Genomic DNA, 13,874 nt, shown 5'->3' on the forward strand with positions numbered 1-13,874 from the left:
GAGGGACGAGATGAGCAACCCATTCGACGACCGGGACGCGGCCTTCCGCGTGCTGGTGAACCACGAGGGCCGGCACTGCCTGTGGCCCGCCTTCGCCGACGTGCCCGCGGGATGGCAGGTCGCCTTCGGCCCCGCCGTCCGCGACGCCTGCACCGAGTACGTCACCGCCCACTGGACGGACCTGCGCCCGCGCGGTCTCGCCGCCCGGACGGACGCCGGATAGCCCATGACCACCACGACGATCTTCGACGACCTGCGCCTGGACCACATCGGCTTCTACGTCGGCGACCTGGACGGCGAGACCGCCCGGCTGACCGGCTCCCTGGGCCTGGCGGCCTACGCCACCGCCCAGGACGGCCGGGCCCGCGCGGCGGCCCTGGGCGCGAACCGGATCAGGTTCGTGCTCACCCAGCCGCTGGCCGCCGACCACCCCGGCGCCGGCTACCTCGACCGGCACGGCGACGGCGTGTCCGACATCGCGCTGGGCGTGCCCGACGCCGCGGCCGCCTACCACGAGGCGGTGCGGCGCGGCGCCCGTCCGGTCTCGGCCCCCGCCGGGCGCGACGGCTTCGTCACGGCCGCCGTCCACGGGTTCGGCGACGTGCTGCACACGTTCGTGCAGCGCCCGGCCGGGGCGCGGGAGCGCGCGCTGCCCGGCTTCCGCGACACCGGGCCGACCGGCCCAGGGCCGGCCGATTCCGCACTCGGGCTGCGGGAGGTGGACCACCTGGCCGTGTGCGTCCCGGCCGGGGAGCTCGACGCCACCGTCGAGTGGTACCGGCGGGTCCTCGGCTTCGACCTCACCTTCGCCGAGCGCATCGCCGTCGGCTCGCAGGCCATGACCACCAAGGTCGTCCGCAGCCGCGGCCGCGGCGAGGTGACGTTCACGCTGATCGAGCCGGACGTGACCAGGACGCCCGGCCACATCGACGAGTTCCTGCGCGACCACGGCGGCGCGGGCGTGCAGCACCTGGCGCTGGCCGCCGCCGACATCGTGACCGCGGTGGAGGGCACCGCGGCCCGCGGGGTGGAGTTCCTGACCGCCCCCGACGTCTACTACAGCCTGCTCGCCGAACGGGTCCGGCCGGTGAAGTACCGGCTGGAGGACCTGGCCCGGCTCGACATCCTCGTCGACGAGGACCACGACGGGCAGCTCTACCAGATCTTCGCCCGTTCGACCCACCCCCGCGACACCTTCTTCTTCGAACTCATCGAGCGACTGGGCGCCCGCAGCTTCGGCAGCGGCAACATCAGCGCCCTCTACCGGGCCGTGGAGCTCCAGCGCAGCGGCCGACGCGATGCCCGCACGGAGGCGGCAGCATGACCATTTCCCCGCCGGCGATCCGGTACCCCCTGTCCTACACCCAGCACTTCCTGCGCCTGTTCGACCAGGGCGACGCCCAGGGGCCCTTCAGCGCCCGCTACAACATCGTCGTCGGCTGGCGCCTGCGCGGCCGCATCGACGTCGACACCCTCCAGCTCGCCATGGACGACGTCGCCGACCGGCACGACGCGCTCAACATGACGATCACCCGGGGGGAGGGGGAGGCGTACCAGGTGCGGCAGCCGTCCGCGCCGGCCCGGCTGCTGGTGGTCGACCTGCCGGCCGCCGCCCCCGAGGAGCGCGCGCTGCGGGCCGAGGAGCTGCTGACCGAGGTCGAGGCCGGCTCCTACAGCCTCCAGGAGCTGCCGCACCTGCGCGCCATCCTCGGCCGGTTCGACGACGAGGACGCGGTGCTGGCGCTGATCGTGCACCACACCGCGGGCGACGGCTGGTCCATGCAGCTGCTCATCCGCGACATCGTCACCCGCTACGCCGAGCGCCGCGGCCACGCCGTGCCGCCGCTGCCCGAGCCCCGGCCCTACCACGAGTACGCCGGACGGCAGCAGGAGCAGGCCGGCAGCGCCGAGACCCAGGCCGCCCGCGACTTCTGGGCCGAGCGGCTGCGCGGCGCGCGCATGCTGGCCGTCCCCACCGACCACGCCAGGTCGGCCGGGCTGGCCAAGCTCTGCCCGGTCCACCGGTTCTCGCTGCCCAAGGACGTCTCCGCCCGGGTGATCAGCTACGCCAGGACGATGCGCAGCTCGCCGTTCATGGTGCTGCTGGCCGCCTACAACGTGCTGCTCAGCCGGATCACCGGGGCCACCGACCTGGTCGTCCCGGTGATCAGCTCCGGACGCGGGCAGCCGGAGTTCCAGGAGACCGTGGGGCCGTTCTTCAACTTCCTGCCGCTGCGCACCGGCCTCGACGGCTGCGCCACCTTCCGGCAGGTCGTCGAGCGCTCCCGCCGCACCTGCATGGACTCCTACGCCAACGAGATCCCGTTCCTGCAGATCGTGGCCGAGGCGCCCGAGCTGATGGCCGACGCCGCGCTGGAGAGCAAGGCGCTGTGCGCGCTCCAGGTCTGGCAGTTCGCCACCGGCCTGGACGGCGAGCGCGTCGGCGACCTGGAGATCGCCGAGGTCCGCGAACGCCTGCTGGACCAGCCCAACGGCACCGACATCCCCGACGGCGCGCTGCTCACCTTCGACATCGCCCCCTCCGGCGAGATCTTCGGCAACTTCGCCTACAACAGCAACCTGTTCACCGAGAGCACGATCGTGACGATGGTGGCCGACTTCGGCGAGATCCTGCGCGCCGGCCTGGCCGCCCCCGACTCGCCTCTGGAGTGATCGCCATGCGCGTGATGTTCACCGTCTTCCCCGCGACGGCGCACTTCCTGCCGATCGTGCCCTACGCCTGGGCGTTGCAGGCGGCCGGGCACCAGGTGGTGGTGGCGGCCCCGCCGGGCGTCGACACCGGGGTCTCGGTGCCCGACTTCCACCGGTCGGTGAACGCGGCCGGGCTGACCGCGGTCTCCTGCGGCGCGCCCGAGCCGCTGTCGGTGCACGACCGCGGCTACCCCGGGTTCGCCGGGCTGATCCCGACGATCGAGGAGTCGGAGCGCCTGGTCGCCGCGCTCGGCATCACCGAGGCGGAACGCCCGCCCTGGGATGTCTTCTACCACTTCGCGCTGCTGACCATGCGCAACTACCATCCGCCGGAGCCCCGCCAGGACGTGCGGGCCGTCGTCGAGTTCGCCCGCGAGTGGCGGCCCGACCTCGTCCTGTGGGACCCGTGGTTCCCGTGCGGCGCGGTGGCGGCCCGGGTCTGCGGCGCCGCCCACGCCCGTACGCTGCTGGCCCCCGACTACACCGCCTGGGCCGCGGACAAGTTCGCCGGCAGCGGCGAGCGGAACCCCATGACCGGGGTGATCGGCCCGCTGGCCGACAGGTACGGCGTGACCGTCGACGACAACCTGCTGCTCGGCGACTGGACGGTGGACCCGTTCCCGCCCGGGATGAGCCTGCCCACGCCCGGCGTGCGCCGCCTGCCCGTCCGGTACGTCCCCTACACCGGGGCGAGCGTCGTCCCGGAGTGGCTGCGGCGACCGCCGGAGCGGCCGCGGGTGGCGATCTCGCTGGGCGTGTCGATGCGCACGTTCTTCAAGGGCGACTGGGGGCGCACCGCCAAGCTGATGGAGGCCGTGGACGGCCTGGACGCCGAGGTCGTCGCCACCCTGGACGCCAACCAGCTGCTCGACCTGGACCGCCCGCTGCCCGCCAACGTGCGCGTGTTCGACTACGTGCCGCTCGACCAGCTCCTGCCGACCTGCTCGGCGATCATCCACCACGGCTCGATCGGCACCTTCGCGGCCGCCTCGGCCATGAACGTCCCGCAGGTCGTCTGCGACACCGACGAGCACAACCGGCTCGTCGGCACCCCCGTCGAGGGCGGCATCGACTGGCAGCTCCAGTGCCAGAAACAGCTCACCTCGACCCGAACCTCCCGGTACGTCACCACGCGCGGCGCCGGCGTGCGGATCAACCACCAGACGCAGTCCGCGGCCGAGATCCGCGACGAGCTGCTGCGCGTGCTGAAGGACCCCTCGTTCACCAAGGGCGCGGCCGCCATCCACCAGGACTGGCTGGCCACGCCGAGCCCGACCGACATCGTCGCGGAGCTGGAGCGGCTGACCGCCGCCGCCCGGTAGCCGTCGACCCCTCAGACAGGAGGCGGACAGTTGCGGATCCTGGTCACCGGCGGCGCCGGTTTCATCGGCTCGGAGTTCGTCAGAGCCACGTTGCGCGACTCGCCGGGCACGCGGGTCACCGTCCTGGACAAGCTCACCTATTCCGGCAACCTGGAGAACCTCGACCCGGTGGCCGGCCACCCGGGGCTGCGCTTCGTGCAGGGCGACACCGCCGACCCGCTCGTGGCCGACGAGGTGGTGGCCGGGCAGGACGCGATCGTGCACTTCGCCGCCGAGACGCACGTCGACCGGTCGATCGTCAGCGCGACCGGCTTCGTGCGCTCCAACGTGCTGGGCACCCAGACCCTGCTGGAGGCGGCCCTGCGGCACGGCGTCGGCCGCTTCGTGCACGTCTCCACCGACGAGGTGTACGGCTCCATCGCCGAAGGCTCGTGGACCGAGGAGACGCCGCTCGCGCCGAACGTGCCGTACGCGGCCTCCAAGGCCGGCTCGGACCTGCTCGCGCTGGCCTTCCACCGCACGCTCGGCCTGGACGTCGTGATCACCCGCTGCACCAACAACTACGGCCACTACCAGTTCCCCGAGAAGGTCATCCCGCTGTTCGTCACCAACCTGCTCGAAGGCCGCCGGGTGCCCCTGTACGGCGACGGCGGCAACCGGCGCGACTGGCTGCACGTCTCCGACCACTGCCGGGCCATCCGCATGGTCCTCGACCGCGGCCGGGCCGGCGAGGTCTACCACATCGGCGGCGGCAGCGAGCTGAGCAACCTGGAGCTGACCGCCCGCCTGCTGGAGGCGTGCGGCGCGGGCTGGGACATGGTCGAGCACGTCCCCGACCGGCCGGGGCACGACCTGCGCTACTCCCTCGACATCTCCAAGATCGAGCGGGAGCTGGGCTACGCGCCGTCGGTCGACTTCGAGACCGGGCTGGCCGCGACCGTCGCGTGGTACCGGGACAACCGGTCCTGGTGGGAACCGCTCAAGCATCGCGAGCTCGCCGTGGCCGCCCACTGAAGATCATGAGGAGAAGCCATGCAGGACATTGTCCGACGTCTTGACACGTGCCGGGTCTGCGGGCGCGACGACTGGCTGGAGGTCACCTCCTTCGGGTCCGTGCCGCTGGCCAACGGCTTCCTCGACCCCGCCGACCTGCCGGCCGAGGAGCCCGCCTACCCCGTGGACGTCATCGTGTGCCGCAACTGCCGGCTGATGGCCATCCGGCACGTGATCAGGCCCGACGTGCTGTTCCGGCACTATGTGTACGTCACCTCCGAGTCCGACCAGATGACCGGCCACATGCGGCGCATCGTCGGCTGGTGCACCCGCCGGGCCGGGCTCGCGCCCGGCGAGCTGGTCGTCGAGCTGGGCAGCAACGTCGGCCTGCAGCTCGCGCTCTTCCAGGAGCAGGGGCAGCGGGTCGTCGGCGTGGACCCGGCCGAGAACCTGGCCGAGATCGCCAACGCCCGCGGCGTGCGCACGCTGCCCGAGTTCTTCGGCGCCGACCAGGGCCGCCGCATCCACGCCGAGCAGGGCGAGGCCAAGCTGGTGCTCGGCCGCCAGTGCTTCGCCCACATCGACGACGTGCACAACGTGCTGGACGGCGCCACCGCCGTGCTGGCCCCCGAGGGGCTGGTCGCGATCGAGGTCCCGTACCTGCTGGACCTGCTGGAGGAGAACCAGTTCGACACGATCTACCACGAGCACCTGTCGTACTACTCGGTCACCACGCTGAGCCATCTGTTCGCGCGGCACGGCCTGCGCATCGTGGACGTCGAGCGGGCGGCCGTGCACGGCGGCTCGATCGTCGTCTTCGCCGCCAGGGAGGGCTCGGCCCACCCTGCCCGCCCCTCCGTGAACCGGCTGCTGTCGCTTGAGCGGCAGAGCGGCCTCGACTCCGACGAGGCCTACCTGGCCTTCGCCGAGCGCGCCCACCAGGTGATCAAGCAGATCGGCGACCTCGTGCGCGACCTGGCCGGGCGCGGCCTGACCGTCGCGGGGTACGGCGCGCCGTCCAAGGGCACCACCCTGCTGCAGTTCTGCGAGCTCGGACCGGCCGAGGTGCGCTTCTGCAGCGACACCACCAGCCTCAAGCACGGCCGGCTGCTGCCCGGCACCCGCATCCCGTGCCGCTCGCCCGAGCAGGCCCGCGACCAGCAGCCCGACTACTACCTGCTGCTCGCCTGGAACTACGCCGACGAGATCATCTCCAAGGAGCAGGACTTCCTGCGCCGCGGCGGCAAGTTCATCATCCCCATCCCGCAGCCGAGGGTCGTGACGGCCGAGCCCGTCCCGGCGGTGGCCTGAAGGAGATCTGCATGGAATACGGATCCGACCACGCCGAGTACTACGACCGCGTCTTCCGCAGCCGCGGCAAGAGCTTCGAGGGCGAGGCCCGGGAGCTCGACCGGATCATCAGGGAACGGTCGCCGCACGCGGCCTCGCTGCTCGACGTCGCCTGCGGCACCGGCGCGCACCTGGAGACCTTCGCCAAGCTCTTCGACCATGTCGAGGGGGTCGAGCTGTCGCCCGACATGCGGGAGGTCGCCGGACGGCGGCTGCCCGGCGTGCCGCTGCACGCCGGCGACATGCGCACCTTCGACCTCGGACGCACCTTCGACGCCGTGACCTGCATGGGCAACGCCGTCGGCGAGCTGGGCTCCTACGACGAGCTGGTGGAGGCCGTCGGCCGGATGGCGGCCCACCTGGCGCCCGGCGGCGTCCTCGTCGTCGAGCCCTGGTACTTCCCGGAGAACTTCCTCGACGGGCACGTCGGCGGCCACACGCTGGTGGAGGAGGGGCTCGTCATCTCCCGCATGACGCACTCGCGCAGGGAGGGCGGCAAGAGCCGGCTGGAGGTGCGGTTCAGGGTCGCCGACGCCTCGGGTTTCAAGGAGTTCGCCGAGGTCCTCTACTCCAGCCTGTTCACCTGCGACCAGTACCTGGAGGCGTTCGCCAAGGCGGGCTGCCGGGCCGAGTTCCGGCCCGCGTTCAAGCTGGCCGACGGCCGGCCCAACAGCCCCGGGCTGTTCGTCGGCGTGCGCGAGGAGGCCGGCGATGGCCTCCGGTGAGCCCCTCGTCGTCGGGCGGCCGAACGCGGGGGAGCGGGCGCGCCTGCTGGAACGGCTCGGCGGCGTGCTCGACCGGCTCTGGCTGACCAACAACGGCCCGCTGGTGCGCGAGTTCGAGGCGCGCCTGGCCGACCTGACCGGCGCCCGGCACGCGGTGGCGACCTGCAACGCCACCACCGGCATCCAGATCGCGGCCAGGGCCGCCGGGCTGCGGCCGGGCGACGAGGTGATCGTCCCCTCCTTCACCTGGGTGGCCACCGCCCACGCGCTGGAGTGGATCGGCATCGTCCCGGTCTTCTGCGACTCCGACGAGATCACCGGCAACGCCGACCCCGACCACGTCGAGCGCCTGATCGGCCCGCGCACCCGGGGCATCCTCGGCGTGCACGTCTTCGGCTACCCGTGCGACGTGGACGCCCTGGAGCGCCTGGCCCGCGCGCACGGGCTCGTCCTGCTGTTCGACGCGGCGCACGCGCTCGGCTGCACCTACCGGGGCAGGCCGATCGGGACGTCCGGGGACGCCGAGATCTTCAGCTTCCACGCCACCAAGTTCGTCAACAGCGTCGAGGGCGGCGCGATCGTCACCGACGACGACGACCTGGCCGCGCGGGTCAGGGAGCTGCGCAACCAGGGCATCGACGCGGCCGGGCAGATCTCCGGGGCCGGCACGGTGGCCCGGATGAGCGAGTTCCACGCGGCCATGGGGCTGACCTCGCTGGAGGCCATCGACACGATCGTCGAGGCCAACCGGCGCAACCAGCGGGTCTACGAGGAACTGCTCGCCGGGCTGCCGGGCGTCGTGGTGCGCGGCCAGGCGCCCGGCGAACGGGCCAACTTCCAGTACCTGGTCATCGAGGTGGACGAGGCCGTCGCCGGCGTGTCGCGGGACGCGGTGCTGGCGGCGCTGCTGGTGGAGAACGTGCACGCGCGCCGCTACTTCTCCCCGATCTGCCACCAGGTCGAGCCGTACCGGTCGGACCCGGGCAGGCACTTCCCGCTGCCCCTGCCCCGCGCCGAGGGCCTGGCCGCCCGCGTCCTGTCCCTGCCGACCGGTCCCACGGTGGACGCCGGGCACATCGCCGGCATCTGCCGCGTCGTCCGGGAGACGGTCCGGGCGGCCGACCGCCGGCTGGTCGCCTGACCTGCGACGAGGGCGCCTCCTTGACGGGGCGCCCTCGTCCAGCGGTCAGGCCGTACGGCTGGGTTCCGCCTCGGGGACGGGGGTCACCCGGCGGCGGACGGCCAGGCCGAACAGGGCGACCAGCAGGCCGCACGCGCCCGCCAGCGCGAAGGGGGCCGCGGGCCGCCACAGGTCGTAGAGCCAGCCGCCGACGCCGGAGATGACGAAGATGCCGATCGCGCCGCAGAGCGTCTGGACGCCGAAGCTGGAGCCCCGGTAGCGGGCCGGCACCTGCTGGGCCAGCAGCGGGCCCGCCGTGGTGATGACGCCGATCTCGCCCAGCCCGACGGCCGCCGCCACCAGCATCATCCCCGGCCCGAGCGGATCGCTGACCAGCAGCGTCGACAGGTACGCGGCCCCGGCCAGCGCCTGGGCCAGGATCACCACGTCCTGCCGCCGCATCCAGTCGCCGAGCCAGCCGAACAGCGGCGCGCCCACCACGATCACCATGTACGCGATGCCCACGATCGCGCCGCTCTTGGCCAGGGCCTCGGTGGCGGACAGGCCGCGCACGGCCTTGGCGTAGTCCACGATCCACAACGACAGGAAGCTCGCCACCAGCGCCAGGTCGGCCCTGGCCACGAAGGACGCCGCGTACGACAGCGCCACGCCGGGGTCGCGGGCCAGCCGCACGCCCTCGACGACCAGCCGGCCCAGCCCGGCCCGCTCACCGGCCTGCTGCCCGGCCGAGTGCCCGGCGGGCGGCTCGACGGACGTGGCCAGGCCGGGGGCCAGCGTGCCGCGCAGGGCCAGCGCGCCCAGCAGCACCAGCCCGGCGACCACCAGGAAGCCCACCCTGGCCGCCGTGGCCGGGGCCATGCCGCCGCCCTCCAGCATGTTCGGCAGGCGTACCAGCACCAGCACCGCGATCACCGCGCCGATGCCGCTGAACAGGCCGAGCCAGCCGTAGGCCTTGCCGCGCGCGCGGTCGCGCACGTAGTCGGCGGTGATCGCGGACATGGTGACGTTCAGGGCGGCGATCCCGAGGGCGAACACGACCCGCAGGGCGACCAGGACGGCGACGTTGCCCGCGAACGGGTAGAGCGCCGCGCCCAGGGCGCACAGCAGCAGCCCCGCCACGGCGACCGGCCGCCGGCCGATCCGGTCGGCGAGCGCGCCGTACCAGGCCAGGCTCAGGATGAGCGCCGCCTCCGCGGCGACCTGGAGGTAGCCGGTCGTGCGGCCCAGGTCGTCGCCGGACAGCCCCAGCGCGTCGGTGAGCAGGTACGGCTGGGCGGCCGGCAGGAACGTGATGACCGCCGTGCCGAGGAGCCCGAGCCCCATGCATGCCCAGAGGTTGGTCCTGCTGATCCCCGTCGCGGGGTCGAGACCTAACATGGCAGAGATCATCCCAACGTCAGCCCTAGATCGTCTAGGTTTGGCACATGATGAGTGACCGAGTCCCGCCGGGCGTCAGCGCCGCGGTGCCCAACGTGGCGCGGATGTACGACTACTACCTCGGCGGGAAGGACAACTTCGCGTCCGACCGGGCCGCCGCGGAGAAGGTGCTGTCGATCATCCCCGAGATCAGGGGCGACGCCCGCAACAGCCGGGCCTTCCTCCAGCGCGCCGTGCGCCACCTGCGGCAGGCGGGCGTCGACCAGTTCCTCGACATCGGGTCGGGGCTGCCGACCGCGGGCCACGTGCACGAGGTGATCGAGGGCGCGAAGATCGTCTACGTGGACAACGACTCGGTCGTGCTCACCCACTCCCGCGCCCTGCTCGGCCACTCGCCCGACGTCACCGTCCAGGAGGGCGACCTGCGGCGGCCGGAGGCCGTCATGGAGCGGGCGGCGCAGGTGCTGGACTTCTCCCGGCCGATCGCGCTGCTGGTGGTCTCGCTGCTGCACTTCGTCACCGACGCCGAGGACCCGGTGGGCGTCGTCCACCGTTACCGCGACCTGCTGCCCGCGGGCAGTCACATCGTGCTGACGCACGTCGCCCCCGACACCATGCCCAGCAAGGCCGACGACGTCAGCGCCGTCTACCGCAACGCGACCTCGCCGTTCACGGCCCGCAGGCGGTCGGTGTTCGCCTCCATGCTGGACGGCTTCGACCTCCTGGAGCCGGGCGTCGTCAACACCCGCGAGTGGCGTCCCGACCCCGACACCGACCCGTCCCCGATCGACGGCGACTACCACCTGTGCGCGGTGGGCCGCAAACGGTCCTGACCCGCGCGGCTTCCCTCCGACGTGGCCCATCACCTCCGGGTGGTGGGCCACGCGTGTTTCTGCTCGCCCCACCGTTTCGAACATGTGATCTAAAACTTGCTGGCTGCCGTCGCCGGCCGTGCTTACGATCTTGGTGTTCGCCGGCCGGGCCGTCCGGCCGGCCCCACCGGACGGAGAGATGTCCTTGATGCGTGCAATGATCGCGTCAGCCGCCGCGCTGAGCCTGCTGACCCCCGTCGTCGTGGCCGGGCCCGCGCGGGCGGCCACCGTCGCGACGGTCCCGCTGGCCACCGTCGTGGACAAGGCCAGGGAGGTGGCCGGGTTCTGGCTCGCCGACGACGCCGCCAACCTGCGGGCCGCCACGCCGTACACCGTGCTGGCCGCGGCGATGGGGGCCGAGCGCCTGTCCACCGGCGTCGTCCCGGACGGGCCCGCGGTCAGCACCCCGCCTGTCGGGGCCGAGAACCCGCCGCCCGGCGACGAGGTCGTGACGTCCGGCAAGGTGTTCTTCATCGGCGGCGACGGCCTGCCCCACTGGTGCACCGGCACCTCGGTGCAGTCGGCCTACCGCAACCTGGTGGCCACCGCGGGCCACTGCGTGTTCGACATCGAGGCCCCGATGGGCGCGCTCGGCAAGTGGGTCTTCGTCCCCGCCTACTCCGGCGGCGCCACCCCCTACGGCCTGTATGTCGGCAAGCAGGGCATCACCCACTACGACTTCGAGGACCTGCACGACTTCGACCGGGACTACGCCTTCGCCACCGTCCACAGCGGCGTCGTCCTGTCCGCCCCGGACACGCTGACCACCGTCGGCCGCCTCGGCGACAACGTCGGCGGCCTCGGGATCGCGGCCAACCAGCCGCTCCCGCCCGCGGCCGACGTCTTCGGCCACCCCTCCGGGCCGCACCCCGACGGCTCCGGCCCATATACGGGCCAGATCCTCGAACGCTCGACCGGGCCGACGTTCGCGGTCAAGCCCTCCGGCCTGCGCGCGGACCGGCCCGTCGGCGTGGACTCGCCGTTCACGGCCTCGCTCGGGGCGGCGTGGGTGACCGGGTACGACGCCGAGACCCGCGCCGGCTACCTGACCGGCCTGACGATCAGCGTCGCCGACACCGACGCCGACGGGCGGTACGACACCGGCATCTCCCCGTACTTCGACACCGGGCTGTTCCAGGTCTACCGGGACGCGGCAAACCGCTGGACCGGCTCCATCACGTACGTCTCCGGCTGACCCGGGACGCGCGGCTGGTGGCGGCCCGCTGGGACTATCTCGTGATCGCCGCCTGGCTGACGGTGCCGGCCGCGGTGTTCGTCCCGCTGAGTCGCGCGGGAGCGGGGCCGTCGCCCTGACGCCTCCTTGAGACGATCAGACCTCCGGCAGGGAGGGATCGGGCTGCCAGGGGCTCGGCGCGGTGATGGACCAGCGTTCGTGGTCGCGCCAGGCGCCGTCGATGTAGAGGTAGTCGGGCGACAGCCCCTCGTAACGGAAGCCCAGCCGCCGGGCCAGGGCCAGAGACGCCTTGTTCGCCGGCTGGATGTTGGCCTCCAGGCGGTGCAGCCGCAGGTCGCCGAACGCGTGCCGCAGGGCGAGGGTGAGCCCGTCGGTCATGTAGCCGCGCCCGGCCGACGGGGCGAAGGCCGCATAGCCGAGGGACGCCCCCTGGTAGCGGCCCCGGATGATCGAGTTGATGTTGACCGTGCCCGCCGCGGCGCCGCTCTCCCGGACGCGGATCAGGAAGCCCAGGTTGAGGCCGTCGTCGAAGCGGCGCATCCAGGTCCGGAACTCCTCGGCGGTCGAGGGCAGCTGCATCCACGGCCGGTGCAGTTCGGCGCTGGCCCGGACGAGCGAGCAGAACTCGTCCTGGTCGGAGAGGGTGAGCGGGTGCAGCTCCACCCGTGACGGCGTTTCGGACATGGGGCAACCTTAGGGCGTGCCGCGCGAGGCGTCGTCCCCGTCAGCTCGCCGTGGTGGTCCAGGCGCGGTGGGCCGTCTCGCGGATCTCCTCGTCGGCCGTCTGCTCCACCCGGGCCATCGCCGCGCGCAGGATGGGCGGCGTCATCAGCGAGGTGACGATCGCGACCAGCACCACCAGCGTGTACGCCTCGACGCTGAGGATGCCCAGCCGCAGGCCGACCATGGCCACCACGACCTCGATCACGCCGCGCGCGTTGAGCCCGGCGCCCAGGGCCAGCGCCTCCCAGCGGTTGAGCCGGCTCAGCCGGGCGCCTGCGTACGCGCCGACGAACTTGCCGACGATCGCGACGGCCAGCACCGCGAGCCCGGCCAGCAGCACCGGCGGGCGGGTCAGCGCGGTCAGGTCCATCCGCAGCCCGGCGGTGGCGAAGAAGACGGGGGCGAATCCGTACAGCGTCACCGTGCGCAGTGGCGCCAGCCGGGCCGGGTCCACCCGTCCCGCGCCGCCGATGAGCATGCCCATCACGAACGCGCCGAAGACCGACTCCAGGCCGAGCGCGTGCGTCCCGGCCGAGGCCAGCACGAGCAGCACGATCGCCATGCCGACCGTCGGGCCCGCCTCGGGCGACCGGGCCGCCAGCCGCATCGCACCGCGCACCAGCGGACGCCCGACGGTCAGGGCCACTACGACGATGGCCACCAGGTAGGCCAGCGAGGTGAGCACGGTGCCGGTGCTGACCGCGTTGACGGCCATGGCGCTGACGATCGAGAGCATGAACCAGCCGAACGCGTCGTCGATCATTCCGGCGGTGAGCGTGAGCTGGCCGATGTTGCGGTGCAGCAGCCGCATGTCCATCAGCGTCTTGGCCAGCACGGGGATCGCGCTCACGCACATCGCCACGCCCATGAACAGCGCGAACACCGTCGCGTCGGTGCCGTCGGGGACGATCATCCGGGGCAGCAGGAACCCGGTGGCGATGCCGAGCCCGAGCGGGATGACCAGGCCGCCCACGCTGATCCCGGCCGCGGTGGCCGCCCGCCGGCGCACCAGGTTCAGGTCCATGTGGATGCCGGTCAGCCCGACCAGCAGCAGCACGCCGACCTGCCCGACGGCGTCCAGCAGGTGGAACTGGCCGGGGTCGGCGGGGAAGAGCCAGCGCTGGAGGTCCGGCGCGACGTGCGCCAGGATCGACGGCCCGAGCACGACCCCGGCGAACAGCTCGCCCACCACGGCGGGCAGCCGGAACCGGGCCGCCAGCGCCCCGAGCCCCAGGGCCAGGCCGAGCAGCACTCCGATCTGCAACAGGAACACGAGCATGCCGTGCGCGCCGATGGGGGCGATGGGCGTCTGCATGAATACCCCTGGAGGTCGATCCTGGTTTCCGAACCCGGATATTCAGCAAAGAACGCCCGGCGCGGACGCCGCAACGGACCCGTTCGCATGCGGCAATCTCCGAGAAGGCAGCCCACGAAGATCCGCAATCACGGAGAAACCGGCGGAGC

13 protein-coding genes are annotated in these 13,874 nt (G+C 72.7%); 10 read left to right on the forward strand and 3 right to left on the reverse strand.

The window, feature by feature from the left end; all coding sequences use genetic code 11:
* The first annotated feature begins 10 nt into the window (after positions 1-10).
* The 8 genes from ACIBQ6_RS28655 to ACIBQ6_RS28690 are packed head-to-tail and all read left to right on the forward strand — an operon-like array spanning position 11 to position 8,243.
* Positions 11-223 (forward strand): MbtH family protein, encoded by a 213-nt coding sequence (locus ACIBQ6_RS28655; protein WP_397215668.1) that lies wholly within the window; start codon positions 11-13, stop codon positions 221-223.
* A 3-nt stretch (positions 224-226) separates the two neighbouring features.
* Positions 227-1,324 carry a 4-hydroxyphenylpyruvate dioxygenase gene (hppD, locus tag ACIBQ6_RS28660; protein ID WP_358295593.1) on the forward strand — a complete coding sequence of 366 codons (1,098 nt, stop codon included), beginning with the start codon at positions 227-229 and terminating at the stop codon, positions 1,322-1,324.
* Positions 1,321-2,673, forward strand: coding sequence for a condensation domain-containing protein (locus tag ACIBQ6_RS28665; RefSeq protein ID WP_358295596.1), 1,353 nt, complete (start codon positions 1,321-1,323; stop codon positions 2,671-2,673). The genes hppD and ACIBQ6_RS28665 overlap by 4 nt, the downstream gene beginning before the upstream one ends.
* A 5-nt stretch (positions 2,674-2,678) precedes the next feature.
* On the forward strand, positions 2,679-4,034 hold the full coding sequence (locus ACIBQ6_RS28670) for a nucleotide disphospho-sugar-binding domain-containing protein (RefSeq protein ID WP_397215670.1): 1,356 nt from the start codon (positions 2,679-2,681) through the stop codon (positions 4,032-4,034).
* A gap of 30 nt (positions 4,035-4,064) precedes the next feature.
* Positions 4,065-5,048, forward strand: a complete 984-nt coding sequence (rfbB, locus tag ACIBQ6_RS28675; RefSeq protein WP_352327799.1) for a dTDP-glucose 4,6-dehydratase — start codon at positions 4,065-4,067, stop codon at positions 5,046-5,048.
* Between the two features lie 18 nt (positions 5,049-5,066).
* Positions 5,067-6,338 carry a class I SAM-dependent methyltransferase gene (locus ACIBQ6_RS28680; RefSeq protein WP_397215672.1) on the forward strand — a complete coding sequence of 424 codons (1,272 nt, stop codon included), beginning with the start codon at positions 5,067-5,069 and terminating at the stop codon, positions 6,336-6,338.
* Between the two features lie 11 nt (positions 6,339-6,349).
* On the forward strand, positions 6,350-7,102 hold the full coding sequence (locus ACIBQ6_RS28685) for a class I SAM-dependent methyltransferase (RefSeq protein ID WP_352359922.1): 753 nt from the start codon (positions 6,350-6,352) through the stop codon (positions 7,100-7,102).
* Positions 7,089-8,243, forward strand: a complete 1,155-nt coding sequence (locus ACIBQ6_RS28690) for an aminotransferase class I/II-fold pyridoxal phosphate-dependent enzyme (RefSeq protein WP_358295605.1) — start codon at positions 7,089-7,091, stop codon at positions 8,241-8,243. The genes ACIBQ6_RS28685 and ACIBQ6_RS28690 overlap by 14 nt, the downstream gene beginning before the upstream one ends.
* Positions 8,244-8,288: 45 nt before the next feature.
* On the opposite strand, the gene ACIBQ6_RS28695 is transcribed toward ACIBQ6_RS28690, so the two are convergent.
* Complete coding sequence (locus ACIBQ6_RS28695) at positions 8,289-9,566, reverse strand: MFS transporter (RefSeq protein ID WP_397215674.1); 1,278 nt, start codon at positions 9,564-9,566, stop codon at positions 8,289-8,291.
* A 101-nt stretch (positions 9,567-9,667) separates the two neighbouring features.
* Here ACIBQ6_RS28695 and ACIBQ6_RS28700 point away from each other — a divergent pair, with 101 nt between their 5' ends.
* Positions 9,668-10,453: an SAM-dependent methyltransferase gene (locus tag ACIBQ6_RS28700; RefSeq protein ID WP_397215676.1), complete on the forward strand. Its 786-nt coding sequence runs from the start codon at positions 9,668-9,670 to the stop codon at positions 10,451-10,453.
* A 187-nt stretch (positions 10,454-10,640) separates the two neighbouring features.
* A complete protein-coding gene (locus ACIBQ6_RS28705; RefSeq protein WP_397215679.1) occupies positions 10,641-11,687 on the forward strand; it encodes a trypsin-like serine peptidase in 1,047 nt (348 codons plus the stop codon).
* 135 nt (positions 11,688-11,822) lie between these two features.
* Here ACIBQ6_RS28705 and ACIBQ6_RS28710 read toward each other — a convergent pair whose 3' ends face one another.
* Together ACIBQ6_RS28710 and ACIBQ6_RS28715 are read right to left on the reverse strand one after the other, a co-directional pair.
* On the reverse strand, positions 11,823-12,371 hold the full coding sequence (locus ACIBQ6_RS28710) for a GNAT family N-acetyltransferase (RefSeq protein ID WP_397215681.1): 549 nt from the start codon (positions 12,369-12,371) through the stop codon (positions 11,823-11,825).
* 40 nt (positions 12,372-12,411) lie between these two features.
* Positions 12,412-13,725 (reverse strand): cation:proton antiporter, encoded by a 1,314-nt coding sequence (locus ACIBQ6_RS28715; protein ID WP_397215683.1) that lies wholly within the window; start codon positions 13,723-13,725, stop codon positions 12,412-12,414.
* Positions 13,726-13,874: the final 149 nt, after the last annotated feature.

It is taken from the genome of Nonomuraea sp. NPDC049655, from assembly GCF_044465465.1.
GTDB lineage: Bacteria > Actinomycetota > Actinomycetes > Streptosporangiales > Streptosporangiaceae > Nonomuraea.